Origin of the sequence: Nocardiopsis sp. RV163, from assembly GCF_001029525.1 — a bacterium.
GTDB classification, from domain to species: domain Bacteria; phylum Actinomycetota; class Actinomycetes; order Streptosporangiales; family Streptosporangiaceae; genus Nocardiopsis; species Nocardiopsis dassonvillei.
Window position 1 is genome coordinate 1 of record NZ_LEKI01000109.1, and the last position, 20389, is coordinate 20389.

The following is a 20389-nucleotide window of genomic DNA, read 5'->3' on the forward strand; positions in this document are numbered from 1 at the left end:
CCCGCAGAGAGGGTGCGGGGAGGGGGAGTGGCGCGTCTCACCCCGCGCGCCACTCCCCCTCCCCGCACCCTCTCTGCGGGCGCCTCACGCGCCCGCTTCCCTCTGGCGCAGGTAAGCGAAACGTCACGATTGGGTATCCGCATGCTCTAGGTTGGGCGGGTACACAGGAACTTCCCGACATCGACGACAAGAGGGGGCCCTTCGTCGTGAGCCTGCCCCAATGGATCACGATCGGCGTCACCGTCACGGTCGCGGTGCTGCTGGTCTTCGCCCTGCGCTGGGTGCTCAAGCACAAGCTGGGCAAGGTCTGGCGGATGTCCCAGCACGTGGTCGACCGCACCACCTACACCAGTTACGCCGCGGCCGCGGTGGTCGGCGCGAACCTGTCGCTGCCCAGCCGCGACAACGTGGACTGGAGCACCTACCAGACCATCCAGCACGCGATGAGCATCCTCATGATCGCGACGCTGACGGGCCTGGGCGTCAGCCTGGCCTACGCGGTCACGGACATGGTGCTGGCCCGGCTGTCGGTCGCCAACGGCGACGCCGACCGCAAGGCGCGGCGCATCCAGACCCAGGTGCGGCTGCTGCGCCGGGTGATCACCTCGATCATCGTGGTGCTGGCGGTCGCCGCCATCCTGTTCACCTTCGACGAGGTCCGCGCGCTCGGCGCCGGACTGCTGGCCTCCGCGGGCATCATCGGCATCGTGGCCGGTGTGGCGGCCCAGTCCACACTGTCCAACCTGTTCGCCGGGCTCCAGTTGGCCTTCAGCGACGCCCTGCGCATCGGCGACGTGGTCGTGGTCGAGGGCGAGTGGGGCCGGGTCGAGGAGCTGAGCCTGGTCAACGTCACCATCAAGATCTGGGACGAGCGCCGCCTGGTGGTCCCGGTCGCCAACTTCACCACAACCAGCTTCGAGAACTGGACCAAGCAGGGCACGGCGATCACCGCCAAGGTGGTGTTCCCGCTGGACTGGGAGGTGCCGATCGGGGAGATGCGCGAGGAGACCGGGCGCCTGATCACCCGCAGCGACCACTGGGACGGGCGAAGCTGGTCCTGCCAGGTCGTGGACATCGCCCCGAGCGGCGAGGTGCTGGTGCGGGTGGTCGCCACCGCCGCCGACACCGGGCACCAGTGGGACATCGCCTGCGAGATCCGCGAGCACCTCATCGGCTGGCTTGTCGAGAACTACCCCGAGTCCCTGCCGCGCCACCGCGCCCAGTTCATGGCCTCCGAGGACGCGGACGAGGCCGCCTACGCCACCCAGTTCCCCACCTCGGCGTTCCGGCGCCACGAGCCCAACGGCGTCAGCGGCCCGCCCGGGGGCGACCCCGGCGAGGCCTGAGCCCGACCGGACCGCACACGCGACGGCGCCCGGAGCGGATCTTCCGCTCCGGGCGCCGTGGTGTCCTGGCGGGCGGGTCCGGGGTCCCGCTCCGGCCCGCCCTGCGGTCCCCTCAGGAGGAGGGGCCCCGGAGGATGATGTCGGTGCCCTCGACGGTGACCTCGAACGGCTCCAGCGGCTCCTGGGCCGGGCCCGTCAGCGCCTCCCCGGTGGAGATGTCGAACTCGCTGCCGTGGCACAGGCACCGGATGACCTCGTCCACCTCCTGGACAGTGCAGCCCGCGTGCGTGCACGAGGCGCCGAAGGCCCGGTACCGGCCCGCCTCGGGCTGGGTCACGACCAGTTTGCTGTTGCTGAAGACCGCTCCCGCGCCCTCGGGGACGTCGGTGGTCTGGCCGACCACCTGGCCGTAACGGACCTCCTGCGGCTTGGGCTCCTGTCCCCCGCAGGCGCTCACGGCCGTGACGGCCGCGGCCGTCCCCGCCGTCCCGAGCAGTCGGCGCCTGCTCATCCCGCACCCGCACGTCCTCTTACCGGCCACGACGAAACGCTCCTCACCTGCGCCGAAATATCACTACACAATGTAGTAGGTACGGCGTGGCGGCCGGGTTCCGGGGTGTGTGCGAGAGCCCTCAGGCCCGCGGCGGACACGGGGGCGCCGCCGGGGGCCGCGGAGCCGCCGCGGCCACGTCGAGCACCACGGTGCCGGCGATCCGGTCGTGCAGCCCCTGCCGGTTGGGCCGGTTCCAGGCGGCCATCCCGCCGGTGAGCAGCGCCGTCACGGCCACCACGAACCACCAGAACCAGACGGCGCTGAAGAACAGGAAGAACAGCAGGAAGGGCAGGGCCAGCAGCGCGGCGCGCACCGTCAGGGCGGCGAGCGGCAGGGCGCCCAGACCGCCCTTCCCGGCCTGGGGGGCGACCCTGAGTCCGACGCGGCGCTTGCCCAGCGTCTGCTGCCAGCGGGAGAGGGCGAGGGTCTCATAGCCCGCGTAGAGCAGGAAGAAGGTCACCGACAGGAAGAGCGGGTACCGATCGCCGATACCGGTGGTGTCGCCCGAGCCGACCGCCTGGACGCCCACCCAGGCCAGGGACAGCACGAGCGCCAGCAGCAGCGCGGGCAGGGCGACCAGGAGCAGGTCGATGCCGCGCGCGTACGCCCGCGTCCGCCAGGCGGCCAGCGGGTAGAGCCGCTCCACCGGTTCGGGGCCCGGTGCGCCGGAGCGGCCGCCGTCGTGGAAGCCGGGGGTCTCCCCGTGCCCGGGGTCGGACGGTGACCGCTGGACACCCTGAGGCGTCGGCCCGCCGCGGTCCGGTCGGGGAGGGACGTTCATGGGTGGGCCAACCTCCAGGGCGGTTCGTCGGACTCGCGCGGGGGCCGGGCGCGGACACGTTCGACTCTACTGAGATGGGACATGCGTCGCGAACCCGCCGATCCGCTGTGGCAACGGGCGGCGCCCCGTCCCGCGGGGACCGGGACGGGGCGCGGCGGAGGCGCGGAGCGCGGGCTCAGAGCATCTTGGCCAGGAAGCGCCCGGTGTAGGACTCGGCCACCGCGGCGACCTCCTCCGGGGTCCCCTGCGCGACCACGGTGCCGCCGCCGGAGCCGCCCTCGGGTCCCATGTCGATGACGTGGTCGGCCGTCTTGATGACGTCGAGGTTGTGCTCGATGACGATCACCGTGTTGCCGGTGTCGGCCAGCCGGTCGAGCACGCCCAGCAGCTTGCGGATGTCCTCGAAGTGCAGGCCGGTCGTGGGCTCGTCGAGCACGTACACCGTCCGCCCGGTGGAGCGGCGCTGGAGTTCGGCGGCGAGCTTGACCCGCTGCGCCTCGCCGCCCGACAGCGTCGTGGCGGGCTGGCCCAGCCGCACGTAGCCCAGGCCGACGTCGGCCAGGGTCTGCAGGTGGCGGCGGATGGCGTTGATCGGCTCGAAGAACTCCAGAGCCTCCGAGATCGGCATGTTGAGGACCTCGGAGATGTTCTTGCCCTTGTAGCGGACCTGGAGGGTCTCACGGTTGTACCGGGCGCCGTGGCACACCTCGCAGGGCACGTAGACGTCGGGCAGGAACTGCATCTCGATCTTGAGCGTGCCGTCGCCGGAGCAGGCCTCGCAGCGGCCGCCCTTGACGTTGAAGGAGAACCGGCCCGGCTGGTAGCCGCGCGTCTTGGCGTCGGTGGTCTGCGCGAACAGCTTGCGGATGTGGTCGAAGACCCCCGAGTAGGTGGCCGGGTTGGAGCGCGGGGTCCGCCCGATGGGGCTCTGGTCCACGTGCACGACCTTGTCGACCTTGTTCGTGCCGTTGACCCGCAGGTGGCGGCCGGGCACGTCGCGCGCCCCGTTGAGCTCCTTGGCCAGGGCCTTGTAGAGGATCTCGTTGACCAGGGTGGACTTGCCCGAGCCGGACACACCGGTGACGGCGGTGAACACGCCCAGCGGGAAGGCGACGTCGATGCCGTGGAGGTTGTTCTCGCGCGCTCCCCGGACCACAAGCTCGTGACCCCGGGTGAGGGGGCGGCGCTCGACGGGCACCTCGATGCCGCGTTTGCCGGACAGGTACTCGCCGGTGAGCGAGTCCTGCGAGGTGAGCAGCTCGTCCACGATCCCCGAGACCACGACGTGGCCGCCGTGCTCGCCCGCGCCGGGGCCGATGTCCACGACCCAGTCGGCGGCGCGGATGGTGTCCTCGTCGTGCTCGACGACGATGAGCGTGTTGCCGATGTCGCGCAGGCGCTGGAGGGTCTCCAGCAGGCGCGCGTTGTCGCGCTGGTGCAGACCGATGGAGGGCTCGTCCAGCACGTACAGCACGCCCACCAGACCGGAGCCGATCTGGGTGGCTAGGCGGATGCGCTGGGCCTCCCCGCCCGAGAGCGAGCCCGAGGAGCGCGCCAGACTCAGGTAGTCCAGGCCGACGTCGAGCAGGAAGCCGAGCCGGGCGTTGATCTCCTTGAGCACCTGGGCGGCGATGACCGCGTCGCGCTCGGAGAGCGTGAGCCCGGCCAGGAAGGCCGCGCTGTCGCTGAGCGGCATCTGGGCGACCTCGGCGATGGACCTGCCGCCCACGGTCACCGCGAGCACGACCGGCTTGAGGCGCGTGCCCTCGCAGGTCGGGCAGGGCACGGTGCGCATGTACCCCTCCAGCCGTTCGCGGCCGTAGTCGCTCTCGGTCTCGGAGTGGCGGCGTTTGACCCAGGGGATGACGCCCTCGAACTCGGTGTAGTAGGACCGGTTGCGCCCGTACCTGTTGCGGTAGCTGACGTGGACCTGGGTGTCGTGCCCCTCCAGCAGGGCCTTGCGCGCGCGGCGCGGCAGCCGCTCCCAGGGGGTGTCCAAGTCGAAGCCGATCGCCTCGCCCACCGCCTTGAGGATGCGCTCCCAGTAGCCGCTGTTGGGCCCGCCCGACCAGGGGCCGATGGCGCCCTCGGCCAGCGTCTTCTCGGGGTCGGGGACCAGGAGTTCGGGGTCGACCTCCATGCGGGTGCCCAGGCCGGAGCAATCGGCGCAGGCGCCGTAGGGGGCGTTGAAGGAGAAGGAGCGGGGTTCGAGCTGTTCGAAGGACAGGTCGTCGTAGGGGCAGTACAGGTGCTCGGAGAAGACCTTCTCGCGGTCGGGGTCCCCGGCCTCCACGTCCACGAAGTCCAGGACGATGGTGCCGCCGGCCAGCTTGAGCGCCGTCTCCACCGAGTCGGTCAGGCGCCCGCGGGAGGAGGACTTCACGCTGAGGCGGTCCACGACCACGGCGATGTCGTGCTTGTCGTAGCGGCCCAGCTTGGGCGCCTCGTCCAGGCGCACGGCCTGCCCGTCCACCACCGCGCGGGTGTAGCCCTTAGACTGCAGGTCCTTGAACAGCTCGACGTACTCGCCCTTGCGTCCGCGCACGACGGGGGCCAGCACCTGGAAGCGGGTGCCCTCCTCCATCTCCAGGACGCGGTCCACGATCTGCTGCGGGGTCTGGCGGGCGATCTCGCGGTGGCACTCGGGACAGTGCGGGACGCCGATGCGCGCCCACAGCAGCCGCAGGTAGTCGTAGACCTCGGTGATGGTGCCGACGGTGGAGCGGGGGTTGCGGCTGGTGGACTTCTGGTCGATGGACACCGCCGGGGACAGGCCCTCGATGAAGTCCACGTCCGGCTTGTCCATCTGCCCCAGGAACTGGCGGGCGTAGGCCGACAGCGACTCCACGTAGCGCCGCTGGCCCTCGGCGAAGATCGTGTCGAAGGCCAGCGACGACTTGCCCGAACCGGACAGGCCGGTGAACACGATCATGGAGTCGCGCGGCAGGTCCAGCGAGACGTCCTTGAGGTTGTGCTCCCGGGCTCCCCGGACTACCAGTTGTTCGACCATCGAGTGAGACATCCTTCGGCTCTGGCGCACAGGACGCGGACCCCGTCGCGTGGCGTCGGCTGACCCGTGTGGAACTTCGCGTGCGGCGGTCGGGATCTCCCGGAGACCGCCCGGGCCCCGGAGACGGGCCGCTGAGGAGAGGGGGGAGGACGCTCGCCTCTCCCGCCCGTCCAGCCTAACGACCGCCGACGACGGTTTCTTCCACCTCGCGAAACAAGGCGGCACCCCGGCGCCTGAGCGCTCGGGGTGCCACCACTATAGACGAACGAGTGTTCGAATACGGCCGTTTCCCGGAATGTCCCCGTTGGGCCCGCCGTCCGCTCAGGAGCGGTCCGCCGGGGAGTCGACGGAGGGGTCGCGCTCGGTCTTGAGCTCGGGGTTCTTGCGCTCGTCGGCGCGGGACTTGACCAGGCTGCCGACGATGGTGACGGTCATGATGCCCAGGATGACGGTCAGGGACAGGCCGATGCCGACCTCGGGCACGTGCACGCCGTTCTCGTGCAGGGCGTGCAGGATCATCTTGACGCCGATGAAGACCATGATCGCCGACAGGCCCCAGCTGATGTAGGCCAGGCGGTCCATCAGACCGGCCAGCAGGAAGTACAGCTGGCGCAGGCCCAGCAGGGCGAAGGCGTTGGCGGTGAAGACGATGTAGGCGTCCTGGGTCAGACCGAAGATCGCCGGGATGGAGTCGACGGCGAAGACCAGGTCGATCATGCCGATCGCGACGATGACCATCAGCATCGGCGTGATGTGGCGGCGGCCGTCGAGCTTCACGGTGAGCTTGGCGCCGTGGTAGTCGTCGGTCACCGGCCAGAAGCGCTTGAGGAGGCGGACCACCGGGGTCTGGGTGAAGTCCTTCTCCTCCTCGTCGCCCTTCATGTGGTCGCGGACGATCTTGTAACCGGTGTAGATCAGGAAGGCGCCGAAGAGGTAGAAGACCTCGCTCCAGGCGTTGATGACCTGGGCGCCCAGGACGATGAAGATACCGCGCATGACCAGCGCGATGACGATGCCGACGAGCAGGACCTCGTGCTGGTACTTCTTGGGCACCGCGAAGGAGCCCATCAGGAGGTAGAACACGAAGAGGTTGTCGATGCTCAGGCTCTTCTCGGTGACGAACCCGGCGAAGTACTCGGCGCCCGCGGCGCCACCGCCGAAGTACCAGACACCGAAGCCGAAGACGATGGCGATGCCGATGTAGAAGGCCGCCCACCAGGCGGCCTGCTTCATGCCGAACTCCTGGGGGCCCTTCGTCTTGCTCCAGGGATGGTCGACGATGATGAGGTCGATCACCAGGATGGCGACCATGGCGCCGATGGTGGCGGCCCACAGCCACAAGGGAACGTTCACGGACGGTCTCTCCTCCGGTCAGTGCGCGCGGGCAGTGTGCACGCACGTCGAACCACCGGAGGTCTCTCCCGCTCGCGGCGAAGCGCTGCGAACCGGCGGCACCGGGAGGACGACATTGTCCGCCGTGATGACGACACCGCCGCGACAGGGATACTCCCCTCACGTGTCAGGCCAGGATACCGGTACCGCGCTGTGGGCGGCACACACCGGACCGTAGTCCAGGATGACATCCACATCCCCTCGGGGTGAAGCCCCGGCGAGGGTGGCATCGGCCGCACCCCGGGGACAGGTCCACCCGACCCCGGGGCCACCCCCCGGACCCCGCACGTCCCGCCTCAACCGCGCAGCACCGCCTTGTACACGCCCGCGGCGGCCTCCACCGCGTCCTCCTCGCTCGGCAGCGCCTTGGCCGCCTCACGCGAGCGCGCACGCAGGTCCTCGGCCAGCGCCGGGTCGTCCAGCACCCGGCCCACGGCGGCGGCGAAGGCCGCGGGATCCCCCGGCGGCACCATCAGCACCGTCCCCGAGTACAGGTCGGGGATGCCGCCGACCCGGGTGGAGACCACCGGCAGCCCCGCGCGCAGCGCCTCCATGATCACCAGCGAGGGCCCCTCCCACTGGCTGGTCAGGCAGAACACGTCCGCCGCCGCCAACAGGTCGGCCACGTCCGCGCGGTGCCCGAGCATTCGCACGTCCGCGCGCATCTCGGCGGCCGTGTCGTGCAGCTCCCCCCACAGGGGACCGTCCCCGGCGATCGCCACCACCGGTTCGGGGCGGCGGTCGGCGATGGCCGGTGCCGCCGCCAGGAGCATGTCCAACCCCTTCTGCTCGGCCAGGCGGGCGACGGTCAGCAGCAGCGGTCGCTCCGGCAGCACGGCCAGGTCGGCCCGGGTGGCCTCGCGCCCGTTCACCGGAGCGCCGGTCTCGGGAGCGGCCACCACCGCCAGCCGCGCGTCGCGCGCCCCGACGGAGCGCAGCCTGCGCACCAGGTCGCCCGACACCCCCAGCACCACGTCCGCGCGGTGCGCCACGATCCGCTCCAGCACCGGGTAGGCCGCCGACAGCGCCCCCCGCACCAGCGGCGGCGCGTTGTGCGCGGTCACCACCAGCGGAGAGGCTCCGGCAAGCGCGCACAGGGCCCCGGCACGCAGCCCGTGCGCGTGCACCACGTCCGCGCCCCGGGTCAGGGCGCGCAGGCGGAGCACCGCGCCGGGATCGCCCGTCGAGGGCGCCGCTCCGATGCCGACCGGGGAGAAGCGCATGCCCTTCGAGGTGAATCCGAACTCGCGCTCGGCGGAGGCCGGTCCCAGCACCGCCACCCGGTGGCCGCGCGCGGCCAGGCCCGCGCCCAGCGAGCGCACGTGGCGGCCCACCCCTCCACTGCTGGTACCGATGACCAGCGCGATCCTGGCGTTCAACGCCTCTCCCTCCTGCGTTCGAGTACGGTCCCGGCCCGGTCGGCGACGGCGCGCACCGCCGGACGGTCCACCACCGCCGCGACGGCCGTGTAGGCGGCGAGCGCCGCCGTCGCCGACACCGCGGCCGCCGCCACCGTCTGCCACACGCCGTCCGCGGGCAGGGCCGCGGCCACCGCGCGCCCCGCGCTCCACCCGACCACACCGCCCAGCGCCGCGGCCAGTACCGAGCGCGCCAGGCCCGTCAGGGTCTCCCGACCGTGCGTGCGCGCCACCGCCGCGCACAACAGGACGGCGGCCAGGCTCAGGCCGACCGTGCTGGCCGCGCCCAGCCCGGCGATGGACCAGCCCTGCGGCAACGTCCACACCAACACCACAGCACACGACATCACCACCAGCCACCCCACCACCTGGGCCGTGGCCGCCAGGCGCCCGTGGTGCGAGGCGTACAGTGCCCGGCTGAGCAGGGCGACCAGCCCGAAGCCCACCACACCGGGAGCGTAGGCGAGCAGGGCGCGCTCCAGGGTCACGGGGTCGTGCTGGGCGAAGACCAGGGCCACCGGGGCCGCGGCGGCGGCCAGGGCTGCGCCCACTCCAGCGGTGACCACCACGCAGGCGCGGGCGCCGCCCGCCACCAGGGAGGCGTACCCCCGCCGGTCGTGTTCGGCGTGCGCGACCGCCAGGGCGGTGAACGCGCTGGTGGCGATGGGCACCGCGATCACCCCGTAGGGCAGGGTGAACAGGGCCCAGGCGTAGGTGTGGAGCACGGCCGCGCCCGCGCCGCCGCCCCGGTTGGCCAGGGCCACGAACAGCAGCAGGCACAGCTGCATGGCCGCCAGCGGCAGCAGGGAGGCCAGCGCCAGGGAGCGCACGCGCCCGCCCACCCCCGGCGGGAAGGTCAGCCGCGGCCGGGGCCGCACCCGCAGCCGCCGGGCGGGCCCCAAGACCGTGAGGAAGAGCGCCGCCGCCCCGGCGGTGGTGCCCAGGGACAGGACCAGCTCGGCCGTCAGCGGCAGGCCCGCCACGTCCTGGCGGTGGTCGGCTCCCAGCGGCACGAAGGCCACGTAGGCGGCGATGACCACCAGGCTGGACACCAGCGGGGCCAGGGCCGGGGCCAGGAAGCGGCGGTGGGACTGCAGGACGCCGTAGAGCACCGAGGCCAGGCCGTAGAGGACGATCTGCGGGGCGAAGACCGCGAGCATGCGGGCGGCCAGCCCGAGCAGCGCGCCCCGGTCGCAGCCTTCGCCCGCGCCCAGCATGAGCGACATCGCCGGGACCGAGACCAGGGCGAGCAGCGCCGACAGCGGCACGGCCAGCAGCAGGACCCAGGTGATGAGCGCCGAGGCTGTGCGGCGCACCTGCTCGCGGTCGCCGCGCTCGGCGGCGGCGGCCAGCACCGGGACGACCACCGCGGTGAGCGCCCCGCCGATGACGATCTCGAACAGGACGGCTGGCAGCTGGTTGGCGGTGACGTAGGCGGTGCCCAGACAGGTGTCGCCGACGGTCTGGGAGAAGACCACGGTGCGCCCGAACCCCGCCAGTCTGGCCCCCACCGTGACCACCGCGATGAGCGCCGCCGCCGTGCCTACTCCGCGCGTCACCCCCTGGACGGTACGGGACACCGTGGCCGTCTCACTCGTGCCTGCCCCAGAGGTCGAGGCGGCGCAGGGCCGGAACGCGGTCGATGACACGGGAGAAGCTGACGCGCTCGCTGGCCAGGGTCAGGGCGGCGACCCCCGCGAGCAGCGCCGCGCGCACGGGGCGGGGCGCACGGGCCGCGGCGGCCGCGCCCAAGGCGGCGCCCAGGGCGTTGGCCCCGGCGTCGCCGAGCATGGAGCGCTCGGCGAGCTCGTCGGGCAGCAGCGCGGCCGAGGCGCCCACCACGGGGCCCAGCAGCGGCGCGGCCGGGGAGGCCAGGGCGGGGGCGGCGGCGAACAGAGCGACCTTGGCCGCGCGTCCGGGGCGCAGGTCGAACAGGTTGAGCAGGTTGGCGCTGGCGGCGATGAGCGCGCTGTCCAGCACGGTGTCCAGCGGCGAGCGGCGCAGCAGGCGTGCGGCGGCGACTCCGGTGGCCCCGATGCCCGCCATCTTGACCATGCCGGTGGTGACCCGGCCGCTCGCCAGGGCTCCCAGGTGGCCGCGCAGGCCGCGGGCCCGGGACGAGCCCGCCAGGTCGTCGTAGACCCCGAAGGCGGCGGCCCCCGCCGCGGCCAGCGCGGAGGCGGCGCGCACGCGCGGGCCGGGGCCGGGCACGAGCAGGACGGCCGCGCACACCCCGCAGGCCAGCGCGGGGCCCTGGCGCAGGGTGACACGGCGGCCGCGGAAGTTGGTGCGCAGCCAGACGTCCGGCGCTTCGGGGGTGCCGGACGAGCCCGGAGTGGCAGGCGCGCCGGGTGTGTCCGGTGCGGCGGACACTTTCGACGCGTCGAGCGCGGGCGGTGCGACGGGCGCGCGTGGCGTGGCGCCTGTGTCCGGTGCGTCGGGGACGACCACACGGACGGCTCCGGGCCGGGCACGGCCGCCCCGGGTGAGCAGGGAGTAGGCCGTGGAGGCCGCGGCGGCTCCGAGCAGGGCGCCGGTCAGGCCCTGGGCCAGGAACCGCGCGGGCGCGGACCCGGGGTCCGCGAGGGGGACGGGGGCGGTCAACGGTGTCACTCCCCGTCCCGGACCGTGCGGCGGGCCTCTTCGGTACCGCCGCCCGCGTCGCTGGCGCGCTCGCCGCCGGTGGGCTCCGCGGAAGCCTCGGAGGCCTCGCGCGGCTCGGGCAGCGGGTCGGGGAGGAAGCCCGCCACCCCCTCGCCGATGCCGTACGCTCCCCCGGCCTCCTCCAGGTTCTCGGCCAGGGCCAGGACCGTGATGACCTCGCCCATCGGACGGCTGGCCACGTCCACGGTGGCGAAGGCCGCCTCCGCGGCGCGCGCCTGCGCGAGCATCCCCTCGCCCCGGGCGGAGGGCCCGTCACCGGCCACGACGGTGGCGCCGACCTCCTGGTGCAGGGCAGTGGTGATCGTGTTCAGCAGGGCGTTGGCGGCCTGCGGGTCCTGACCCTGGGGCGAGGACCCGCCCGAGGGCGCGAGGACGACCACGGCGTCGGAGGACTCGGCGGGGTCCCCCTCGACCGTGATCAGCCCGCCCTCGGTGAAGGCCTCCAGGACTGCCGACGGGTCGTAGCCGCCGTCACCGCCCTCCCCCTCGCGGGCGGACGGGTCGTCGGAGGGGGACGCCTCCTCGTCACCGGGGTCCCCCTCCTCGGAGGGCTCCTCCTCCGCGACGGCCAGTGCGCGGCCGATCTCGGCGCCCGCCTTCTCGTGGGGGCTGCCTGACAAATCCTGGGGGTCCCGGGTGATCTGCAGGGCCAACTCGTCGACGAACGTGGCGTTGCCGCCGTCCAGGAACGCGTCGCTGATCTGGACCCGGCCGACCACCTCGCCGCCCGCCTGCTCCACGCGCCCGGCCAGGGCGTCGGCCGTCTCGGTGTCGGCTCCGGGAGCGCTCACGACCACCACGCCCAGGTCGGTGAGCAGACCGGCGAGCGTGTCGTCGGACGCGGCTTCGGCCATCCGGTCGGCCCCGGCGTTGACCTGGTCGGCGGCGTCGCGCTCGGCGCGCAGCTCCTCGCTCTGGCTGCGCAGGTCGGCGGTCTCGGACTGGAGCGTGTTGAGCAGCGGGTCCTGGAGCATGGTGGTTCCCAGGACGAGCCCCACGGTGAGCGCGAGGAACACCGCGACGATGGACACCAGGTGGTAGCGGAAATCGATCACGTCAACAGCCCTGTCAACCAGTAGGAGAGCGCGTCCCAGCGCGCCGCGAGAAAGGTGAGGTAGACCTGGCCCGCCGGTGAGCTGTAGGCGGCGACCACGATGGTGAGCAGGCAGGCCGCGACCAACCCGAGCAGGGCCCAGGGGGATATGCGCGAGCGGTACAGGCGGCTGACGCCCTTGGCGTCGACGAGCTTGCCGCCCACCCGCAACCGGGTCAGAAAGGTGCTGGCCATCCCCGCCCTGCCCTTGTCGAGGAACTCCTCCAGGGTGGCGTGGGTGCCCACGGCCACGATGAGCGCGGCCCCCGCGCCGTCGGCGAGCATCATCGCCACGTCCTCGCTGGTGCCCGTGGCGGGGAAGACCACCGCGCCGTGGCCCAGGTCGGTGAGCCTGGGCAGGCCGGGGGCCCTGCCGTCGCGGTAGGCGTGCACCACCAGCTCGGCCCCGCTGGCCAGCGCCCGGTCCGAGACCGAGTCGAAGTCGCCGACGATGATGTCGGGCTTGTACCCCGCCTCCATGACCGCGTCCGCCCCGCCGTCCACGGCGATGATCACAGGCCGGAACTCGCGGATGTAGGGCCGCAGCGCCGCGATGTCCTCCCGGTAGTGGTAGCCGCGGACCACGATGAGGACGTGGCGGCCCTCCATCTCGGTCTCGATGGTGGGGATACCGATGCCGTCCAGGAGCAGGTCGCGCTCGTGCTGGAGGTAGGCCATGGTGTTGGCCGCGAAGGCCTCCAACTGTGTGGCCAGCCCCGCGCGGGCCTCCTCCATCGCCGCGCTGACGGTCCCCTGGTCCTGGAGGGTGCCGCGCGCGACGACCTCGTCGCCGCGGTACAGCGTGGCGCCCTCCAAACGGAGCCGCTCACCGTCGCGGACGCGGGTGAACACCTCGGGGTCGACGTCGTCGACCAGGGGGATCCCCGCGTCCACGATCATCTCCGGCCCCTGGTTGGGGTAGCGGCCGCTGATGCTCGTGGCGACGTTGAGGACCGCCGACACACCGCAGCCCACCAGGGCCTCAGCACTGACGCGGTCCAGGTCGACGTGGTCGATGACCGCGATGTCGCCCGGTCGCAGACGTTTGGTCAGGTTCTTGGTGCGCCGGTCCGAGCGGACGGGCGCGATCAGCCCTGTGGGAGCGTCCGCCCGGGTGCGGCGGAACCGCATGACTGTGGCGCTGAGCGCATCCGATACCTTCATCGCTGGCATACTGTCAGAACTCACCTACGGAGAGTAATCACAGCTGTGAGATCGGCGTGTTCTGGTCGAGACCGCCGACCTCACCCCGTTCCGGGACGACCACGACGGCCTGCCCGCCAACTACCCGAAAACGCCGGAAGGTCGCACACCCGTTCCGAACGTGTGCACAACGCCCAGGTCAGGCCGCCGGATAGGCACGCTCCGGATCGGCGTTGGTGAGCAGCTCCTCGGCGTGAGCACGGCCCAGCTCGGAGTCCTCCAGCCCCGCCAGCATCCGCGACAGCTCCCGTACCCGGCCCCCGCGGTCCAGCCGCACCACACCACTCTCGGTTACCAGGCCCTCGGTGGACTTCTCCACCACCAGGTGGGCGTCCGCGAACGCCGCGACCTGCGGCAGGTGCGTGACCACGATGACCTGGGCGCGCCGGGCCAGCCGGGCCAGTCGGCGGCCGATCTCCACCGCGGCCTTGCCGCCCACACCCGCGTCCACCTCGTCGAAGACGAACGTGGGCACCGGGTCGGCGCCGGCGAAGACCACCTCGATGGCCAGCATCACGCGCGAGAGCTCACCGCCCGAGGCGCCCTTGTGCAGTGCCAGGGGCGGGGAACTGGGGTGCGGGGCCAGCAGGACCTCGACCTCGTCGCGCCCGTACTGGCCGAACTCCTCACCCGTGGTGATGCGCACGCTCACGCGCGCGTGCGGCATGGCCAGCGCGGTCAGCTCCTCGGTCACGGCCCGCCCGAACCGGTCGGCGGCCTCGGTGCGCACACGTGTCAACTCGGCCGCGAACCGGTCCATGCGCTCGTGCAGATCGTCGGCCTCGGCGCGCAGGGCGTCGATGCGCTCGTCGTCGCCCTCCAGGTCGGCCAGGCGCTTGGCCGCGTTCTCGGCCCAGGCCAGCACCTCGTCCGTGGTCGCGCCGTACTTGCGCGAGAGCGAGGTGAGCAGTGCGCGGCGCTCCTGCACCAGGGCCAGACGGGCGGGGTCGGCGTCCACCGACTCGGCGTAGGAGGCCAGCTCGGTGGCGGCGTCGGTGAGGATGTAGGAGGCCTCGTCCAACCGCTCGCCGATCGCGGCCAGCTCGGCGTCGTGCTCACGCACCGCAGTCACGGCCTGCCGGGCCGCCGAGAGCAGCGCGGCCACGTCCACCTCCACGTCGGAGGCCGGGTCCCCGGCCAGCGCCTCGTGAGCGGTGGTGGCCGCCACGCGCAGGCTGTCGGCGTGCGCCAGACGCGTCTCCTCCGCGAGCAGCTCGGCGTCCTCACCGGGCTGGGGCTCGGCGGCGGCGATCTCCTCCGCGCCGAAGCGGAGCATGTCGGCCTCCTGGGCGCGCTCGCGCGCCTGCTCCACCAGCTCCTCCAGCTCCGCCGTCACCTCCCGGTGGCGCCGGTAGGCCACGGTGTACTGCTTGAGCGCTTTGGTCAGCGGCTCGCCCGCGAAGCGGTCCAGGGAGGAGCGCTGCCGGTCCGAGCGCAGCAGGCGCTGCTGGTCGGACTGGCCGTGCACGGCGACCAGGTCGTCGGCGAGGTAGGCGAGCAGGCTCACCGGGGCGGACCGGCCGCCCATGGTGGCGCGGGAGCGGCCCTCGGCCGACACCGCGCGGGTCAGGATGAGGACGTCGTCGTCGATGTCGCCCCCCGCCTCCAGCACACGGGCGGCCACCCGGCCGCCCGAGGGGACGGTCAGACGCCCCTCCACCACGGCCCGGTCCGCACCCGGACGTACGCGCTGGGGGTCGGCCCGCCCGCCGAAGAGCAGCCCGAGCCCGGTGACGACCATGGTCTTTCCCGCGCCGGTCTCACCGGTGACGACGGTCAGCCCCGGTGACAACTCCAAAACGGCGTCGTCAATGACCCCGAGTCCCTGGATACGGACTTCTTCGAGCACCGATCCCTCTCCTGTAGTTGACGCCACTGCCCACACACGCGCACCGGACACCGGGCCGCGCGGCCCGGTCAGCGCCCGTGCTCGCTACGGCCCCGCCATCCGGCCACCGACAAACCGAACTTGGCCACCAGCCGGTCGGTGAACGGCGCCCGGTGCAGCCGGGCCAGCCGAACCGGCGTGTCTGCACGTGTGATCTCGATTCGTGCCCCCGCGGGCAATTCGACCATACGCCGTCCGTCGCACCAGAGCACGCCCGGCGCCGTGGCCGGGACCACCTCCAGGGCCACGGTCGCGTTGGGCCCCACCACCAGCGGCCGCGCGAACAGGGCGTGCGCGCTGAGCGGCACGACCATCAGGGCGTCCACGTCCGGCCACACCACCGGGCCGCCCGCGGAGAAGGCGTGCGCGGTGGAACCCGTGGGGGTGGCGCACACCACACCGTCGCAGGCCCAGCGCGAGAGCGGACGGCCGTCGATCTCCAGGACGGTCTCCAGGATGCGGCGCGCCTCGCCCTTCTCCAGAGTCGCGTCGTTGAGCGCCCAGTTGCGCACGGGCGGGCTCCCGTCGCCCCGGCCCCCGTTGAAGACCGCCACGTCCAAGGTCATGCGCTCCTCGACGTAGTAGTCGCGGTTGACGACACTGCGCACGGTCGCGCCCAGGTCCTCGCGCTCTGCCTCGGCCAGGAACCCCACGTGGCCCAGGTTCACCCCCAGCAGGGGCGCCCCGGCCGGGCGGGCGATCTCCGCGGCGCGCAGCAGGGTGCCGTCGCCGCCGAGCACCATGACCAGCTCGACGCCCTGGGCGGCCTCCCCCGGCTCCACGGCCTCGACCGGGGAGAGCACGCAGTCCTCCACGGCCAGTTCCTCGATCTCGTTCTTGAGCATGCGCACGGTCAGCCCGGCCCTGCTCAGGCTCTCGTGGACCAGTTGGGCGCTGCGTACCGCGGCGGGCCGACCGGTGTGGGCCAGCAGGAGAACACTGCGTCCGCTGGTCATCGCCGTCCCCTTACGTTCACTCCCCCGCGGGGAGTCTGAAGTGCTGGCCGGGGCGTTCGCCGACCCGGCCGGGTCACGTTACCGGACTCCTGAGACACGCTCACCACGGTCGCTAACGCGGCCCCTCCTCCACGGCCCGGGCCAACGCGGCCGGGTCCAGGGGCGCCGCCTCCGCGCGCATCCACAGGAAGTACTCGACGTTGCCGGAGGGGCCCGGCAGGGGGCTGGCGGTGACGCCGACGGTGCCCAGCCCCAGGGTCAGGGCGTGCGCGGCCACCTCGGAGACGGCCTCGGCGCGCAGCTCCGGCTCGCGGACCACTCCCCCGGCGCCGACCTTGTCCTTGCCCACCTCGAACTGGGGCTTGACCATGAGCACGAAGTCGGCGTCGGCGGCCACGCAGTCCCGCAGCGCCCCCAGCACCAGACGCAGCGAGATGAACGACAGGTCGCCCACGACCAGGTCGGGACGGGGCTCACCGATCTGCTCGGGGGTGAGCTCGCGAACGTTGACCCGCTCCATCACGCGCACGCGGTCGTTGCTGCGCAGCGACCAGGCCAGTTGACCGTAACCCACGTCCACGGCGGTGACGTGGGCCGCCCTGCGGCGCAGCAGCACGTCGGTGAACCCGCCGGTGGAGGCGCCCGCGTCCAGGGCCCGGCGGTCGGTGACGTCCAGCTCGAAGTCGTCGAGGGCCCCGATGAGCTTGTGGGCGCCGCGGGAGACGTAGGGGGGTTCGTCGGAGGGCGGGCGAACCACGATGGGCTGGTCCTGGCCGACCTGGGTCGCGGCCTTGGAGGCCACGATCCCCGCGACCTTGACGAATCCGCCCTCGATGATCTCGGCGGCGTGTCCACGGGATCGTGCGTGCCCGCGGCGGACCAGTTCCGCGTCGAGCCGGGTGCGTTTTGCCATGGTTACCGAGGATACCGGGGCTGTTCGGGGGCGCTGGCGCCCTGGTCGAGCGCGCCGAGCACCCCGGACAGCTCCTGGTGCAGGGTGTCGAAGACCGCGACGTGCTCGGCGGTGGGCAGGGACTCCAGCGACTCCAGCCGCTCCCTGGTACTGCGCAGGGTCTGCTCGGCCAGTGCCTGGGCCTGCTCGCTGGGGTCCATGCCTCTCCCGGTGTTCGCGCTGGTCCGACTCTACTTCTTCGTGCTGCCCCTGCTCTTGGTGGTGCGCTTGGCGGCGGTGCGCGCACGGGCCGTCTTGGCCGGGGTACGGGGCTTCCTGGCCGCGGGCTTGTCTGAGTCCCGGGCGTCGGCCCCGTCGTCGGCCGCGGCACCGTCCGCGGAGGCGTCCGCGCCGTCGACGGCCTCCTGCGCGTCCCGGGCCCCGGCGGTCTTCGCGTCGTCCTCGGCCGAGACCGCGCCGGACTCGGCACTCGCCCCGGCAACGCCCCCGTCGGCCCCGGCGGACACCCCGGCTCCGGAACCGTCGGCGTCGGCGGGGCGCACCGGCGAGGACGCACCCGCCTCGACGGGGGCCAGAACGCGCTCGACCGCGTGGCGGGCGGCCAGGCGGCGTTCGAGTTCGGCGACACGGCGCACCAGCCGCTCGTGGTCGGCGCGCGGCACCACGTCCATCCGCTCCAGTTGGCGCCCGACCTCCGAGCGGACCAGGTCGGCGATGGCCGCGCGGTTGGCCTGGCTGGTCTCGATGAGCTCCCCGGCCAGGTTCTGGATGCTCTGGCCCACCCGCGGCGGCAGGCCCTCCCCCTCCGCCGCGGCCGGCGCGGCGGGACCGTTCGCCCTGAGCAGGGCCTTGGCCGCGGCGACGGCCTGCTTGCGCGAGAGTTCGGTGAGGCCACTGGCGGCATCGAGGTAGGTGCGTACCGCGTCGACGACCATGATGACAAGTGCTCCTTGATGGGACCGCGAAAGGGGAAGGGGCGCGGGCAGGGCGAGCCGCTGCGCGACGGGGGGCCGTTGCCAACGCTACCGGGACCGAACCGCCGTTGACACTCGAACTCCCAAGACCGCCCCATTCGTCCCGATGGCACCACAAGGACGCGAACGCCCGGCACCTGGGGCATGATGTGGCCATGAGCAGCATCGACACGTGTCTCACAGGCATCGAGAAGGTGAACCAGCGCATCCTCGCCCAACCCGACGAGAAGCGCCGCAAGCACATCCGCGAACGCTCCCTGAGCGTGGAGGTCCCCGACCTGGCGGCCGTCTTCGACATGCGTCTCACCCTCGACGGCCTGGTCGACGTCACCCACCGCCCCGCGCACCGGCCCGCGCCCAGGGCACAGGTGCGGATCACCGTGAGCAGCGAGGACCTCCTGGCCCTGGCCGAGGACCGTCTGGACGTGGCCAAGGCCCTGTTCGGCCGCCGGGTCAGGATCGACGCCAGCGTCGGCGACATGCTGCGCGTGCGAAAACTCCTCTGAACCGGCCGCACGGCGAACGGTGACGGGTACCGTGCTGGGATGCCACGCCAACCTCTCGAACTGGCGCCCTTCCGCGGTCTGCGCTACACCGACCCCGACGCGGACCGCTTCGTGGACGGGGAGTTCGACCTCGCACGGCTCCTGGCCCCTCCCTACGACATCCCCGACGCCGACGAGGCGCGTGCGCTCCAGCGCTCCGACCCGCACAACGCGGCGCGGGTGACCCTTCCCTTCGAGCTGAGCCGCCAGAGCCCCGCAGGGACCGGGACGGCCGTGCCGCGCCGCTACCGCACGGCCGCCGACCTGCTGCGCAGCTGGATCGACGACGGGGTGCTCGCGCTGGACCCGCGACCGGCGCTGTACGTGTACGAGCAGGTCACGGCCGACGGGCGGCACCAGCGCGGATTAGTGGGCAACCTGCGCCTGCCTGAGGAGGGCGCCGAACCCGCCGTCCGCCCGCACGAGGACGTGGCCGATCCGCCGGTACGCGACCGGTTCCACCTCATGGGCCTGGCCCGGGCCAACCTCGAACCGATCTTCCTGGTCTACCGGGGCGGCGACGGGTACGCGTCGGCCGCCACCGAGGCGGTCGCGGGCACGCCGCTGACGCACGCGCGCACCCGCGACGGAGCCGAACACCGGCTGTGGGCGGTCACCGACCCCGCCGTGCTGCGACGCGTCAGCGCCGACCTGGCGGGCCGGTCAGCGCTGATCGCCGACGGACACCACCGCTACGCCGCCTACCGGCGCCTGCGCGCCGCCCACGACGACCCGGGCTGGCGCTACGGGCTGGCCCTGCTCGTGGACAGCGACACCCACCCGCCCCGGCTTGGCGCCATCCACCGGGTGCTGCCCGGCCTGGACACCGACGCCGCGGCCGGGGCCGCCCGCGCGATGGCCTCCGTGGAAAGGGTCACGGCCCCACACGCACACGTCCTGGACCGGGTGGAGGCGCCCGCCCTGCTGCTGGTCTCCGCCGAGGGCGACGCCCGCCTGGTGCACGGCTTCGACGAGCGGGTGCTGGAGCGGGTCATGCCCGACCGCTCCCCGCAGTGGCGGCACCTGTCCACGGCCGTCCTGCACCAGGTGCTGCTGCCGCTGTGGAAGGTACCGGAGGATCGGGTGCGGATGGTGCACGACGACCCGGCCGAGGCGATCGCCGCCGCCCGCGACGAGAAGGGCACGGCCGTCATCGTGCCCCCGTTGCGCGTGGAACAGGTGTACGCGGTGGCAGACCGCGGGGAGCTGACCCCCCGCAAGTCCACCTCGTTCGGCCCCAAACCGCGCACGGGTCTGGTCATGCGCCTCCTGGACTGAGGGGGCGGCCCCGGACCGACCGCCGCGCTCCGAGCAGACGGGCCGCCCGGGCCGCGTACACCACGGCGAAGGCGAGCGCGGCGGCCACCAGCAGGGCCAGGGGGGCGGGGGCCAGGTAGAAGGTCTGCCCCCAGGTCATGTCGCGCCCCTGGGCCAGCAGCGCCGCCACGGCCTCGGGGGTGAGCGCGCCCGGAGCCGTGTCGGGGCCCTCGACCCGGGCCGGCACGGCGGTGAGCAGCAGGAGGGCGGCGGCCAGGCCCGCCGCCGCGATTCTGGTCGGAGACACGGGGACCATCGTGCTCGGCGCGAGCCGTCCGCGACCACGGTGCCGGACGTAAGCGCACCCTGCGGTTTTCCCCGCCCCCGGCACGCCTC

General features: G+C 73.0%; 18 protein-coding genes. 3 read left to right on the top strand and 15 right to left on the bottom strand.

Annotated elements, in window-relative coordinates; all coding sequences use genetic code 11:
• Window positions 1-206 precede the first annotated feature (206 nt).
• Window positions 207-1346: a mechanosensitive ion channel family protein gene (locus ABD54_RS18215; RefSeq protein WP_047870710.1), complete on the top strand. Its 1140-nt coding sequence runs from the start codon at window positions 207-209 to the stop codon at window positions 1344-1346.
• A 112-nt stretch (window positions 1347-1458) separates the two neighbouring features.
• Here the strand turns inward: ABD54_RS18215 and ABD54_RS18220 are convergent, their stop codons facing one another.
• From ABD54_RS18220 to ABD54_RS18285, 14 genes are all read right to left on the bottom strand, one after another.
• The gene (locus tag ABD54_RS18220; protein WP_047870711.1) at window positions 1459-1857 is read right to left on the bottom strand and encodes a Rieske (2Fe-2S) protein; all 399 of its coding nucleotides are present in this window, start codon (window positions 1855-1857) and stop codon (window positions 1459-1461) included.
• Between the two features lie 121 nt (window positions 1858-1978).
• Window positions 1979-2680 carry an RDD family protein gene (locus ABD54_RS18225; RefSeq protein ID WP_053063610.1) on the bottom strand — a complete coding sequence of 234 codons (702 nt, stop codon included), beginning with the start codon at window positions 2678-2680 and terminating at the stop codon, window positions 1979-1981.
• Between the two features lie 175 nt (window positions 2681-2855).
• The gene (uvrA, locus tag ABD54_RS18230; protein ID WP_047870712.1) at window positions 2856-5690 is read right to left on the bottom strand and encodes an excinuclease ABC subunit UvrA; all 2835 of its coding nucleotides are present in this window, start codon (window positions 5688-5690) and stop codon (window positions 2856-2858) included.
• A gap of 321 nt (window positions 5691-6011) precedes the next feature.
• Window positions 6012-7043 (bottom strand): TerC family protein, encoded by a 1032-nt coding sequence (locus ABD54_RS18235; RefSeq protein WP_047870713.1) that lies wholly within the window; start codon window positions 7041-7043, stop codon window positions 6012-6014.
• Window positions 7044-7378: 335 nt separating this feature from the next.
• Entirely contained in the window at window positions 7379-8461 is a 1083-nt protein-coding gene (locus tag ABD54_RS18240) for a glycosyltransferase family 4 protein (protein ID WP_047870714.1), read from the bottom strand.
• On the bottom strand, window positions 8458-10080 hold the full coding sequence (murJ, locus tag ABD54_RS18245; protein WP_047870715.1) for a murein biosynthesis integral membrane protein MurJ: 1623 nt from the start codon (window positions 10078-10080) through the stop codon (window positions 8458-8460). Before murJ ends, ABD54_RS18240 begins: the two co-directional genes overlap by 4 nt.
• 10 nt (window positions 10081-10090) lie before the next feature.
• Entirely contained in the window at window positions 10091-11104 is a 1014-nt protein-coding gene (locus tag ABD54_RS18250) for a hypothetical protein (RefSeq protein ID WP_235432106.1), read from the bottom strand.
• Between the two features lie 5 nt (window positions 11105-11109).
• On the bottom strand, window positions 11110-12219 hold the full coding sequence (locus ABD54_RS18255; RefSeq protein WP_047870716.1) for a copper transporter: 1110 nt from the start codon (window positions 12217-12219) through the stop codon (window positions 11110-11112).
• A complete protein-coding gene (gene steA, locus ABD54_RS18260) occupies window positions 12216-13388 on the bottom strand; it encodes a putative cytokinetic ring protein SteA (RefSeq protein ID WP_047870717.1) in 1173 nt (390 codons plus the stop codon). The genes ABD54_RS18255 and steA overlap by 4 nt, the downstream gene beginning before the upstream one ends.
• A gap of 211 nt (window positions 13389-13599) precedes the next feature.
• Window positions 13600-15309: a DNA repair protein RecN gene (recN, locus tag ABD54_RS18265; protein ID WP_047870718.1), complete on the bottom strand. Its 1710-nt coding sequence runs from the start codon at window positions 15307-15309 to the stop codon at window positions 13600-13602.
• A 68-nt stretch (window positions 15310-15377) separates the two neighbouring features.
• Window positions 15378-16304 (bottom strand): NAD kinase, encoded by a 927-nt coding sequence (locus ABD54_RS18270; RefSeq protein WP_047870719.1) that lies wholly within the window; start codon window positions 16302-16304, stop codon window positions 15378-15380.
• A gap of 112 nt (window positions 16305-16416) precedes the next feature.
• Complete coding sequence (locus ABD54_RS18275; RefSeq protein WP_047870720.1) at window positions 16417-17217, bottom strand: TlyA family RNA methyltransferase; 801 nt, start codon at window positions 17215-17217, stop codon at window positions 16417-16419.
• 2 nt (window positions 17218-17219) lie between these two features.
• Complete coding sequence (locus ABD54_RS18280; RefSeq protein WP_047870721.1) at window positions 17220-17417, bottom strand: hypothetical protein; 198 nt, start codon at window positions 17415-17417, stop codon at window positions 17220-17222.
• Window positions 17418-17447: 30 nt separating this feature from the next.
• Entirely contained in the window at window positions 17448-18152 is a 705-nt protein-coding gene (locus tag ABD54_RS18285) for a hypothetical protein (protein WP_047870722.1), read from the bottom strand.
• A gap of 194 nt (window positions 18153-18346) precedes the next feature.
• Here ABD54_RS18285 and ABD54_RS18290 point away from each other — a divergent pair, with 194 nt between their 5' ends.
• Both ABD54_RS18290 and ABD54_RS18295 read left to right on the top strand, forming a co-directional pair.
• On the top strand, window positions 18347-18697 hold the full coding sequence (locus tag ABD54_RS18290) for an SCP2 sterol-binding domain-containing protein (protein ID WP_047870723.1): 351 nt from the start codon (window positions 18347-18349) through the stop codon (window positions 18695-18697).
• A 39-nt stretch (window positions 18698-18736) separates the two neighbouring features.
• Complete coding sequence (locus ABD54_RS18295; RefSeq protein ID WP_047870724.1) at window positions 18737-20014, top strand: DUF1015 family protein; 1278 nt, start codon at window positions 18737-18739, stop codon at window positions 20012-20014.
• Here the strand turns inward: ABD54_RS18295 and ABD54_RS29100 are convergent.
• The gene (locus tag ABD54_RS29100) at window positions 19995-20300 is read right to left on the bottom strand and encodes a hypothetical protein (protein ID WP_235432107.1); all 306 of its coding nucleotides are present in this window, start codon (window positions 20298-20300) and stop codon (window positions 19995-19997) included. The genes ABD54_RS18295 and ABD54_RS29100 overlap by 20 nt on opposite strands.
• Window positions 20301-20389: the final 89 nt, after the last annotated feature.

What these genes read in the sequence shown, in the direction of transcription:
- ABD54_RS18290 (WP_047870723.1), top strand. Translation starts at nt 18,347, where the DNA reads ATGAGCAGCATCGACACGTGTCTCACAGGCATCGAGAAGGTGAACCAG.
- ABD54_RS18285 (WP_047870722.1), bottom strand. Translation starts at nt 18,152, where the DNA reads ATGGTCGTCGACGCGGTACGCACCTACCTCGATGCCGCCAGTGGCCTC.
- ABD54_RS18270 (WP_047870719.1), bottom strand. Translation starts at nt 16,304, where the DNA reads ATGACCAGCGGACGCAGTGTTCTCCTGCTGGCCCACACCGGTCGGCCC.
- steA (WP_047870717.1), bottom strand. Translation starts at nt 13,388, where the DNA reads ATGCGGTTCCGCCGCACCCGGGCGGACGCTCCCACAGGGCTGATCGCG.
- ABD54_RS18220 (WP_047870711.1), bottom strand. Translation starts at nt 1,857, where the DNA reads ATGAGCAGGCGCCGACTGCTCGGGACGGCGGGGACGGCCGCGGCCGTC.
- ABD54_RS18225 (WP_053063610.1), bottom strand. Translation starts at nt 2,680, where the DNA reads ATGAACGTCCCTCCCCGACCGGACCGCGGCGGGCCGACGCCTCAGGGT.
- ABD54_RS18295 (WP_047870724.1), top strand. Translation starts at nt 18,737, where the DNA reads ATGCCACGCCAACCTCTCGAACTGGCGCCCTTCCGCGGTCTGCGCTAC.
- uvrA (WP_047870712.1), bottom strand. Translation starts at nt 5,690, where the DNA reads ATGGTCGAACAACTGGTAGTCCGGGGAGCCCGGGAGCACAACCTCAAG.
- ABD54_RS18275 (WP_047870720.1), bottom strand. Translation starts at nt 17,217, where the DNA reads ATGGCAAAACGCACCCGGCTCGACGCGGAACTGGTCCGCCGCGGGCAC.
- ABD54_RS18280 (WP_047870721.1), bottom strand. Translation starts at nt 17,417, where the DNA reads ATGGACCCCAGCGAGCAGGCCCAGGCACTGGCCGAGCAGACCCTGCGC.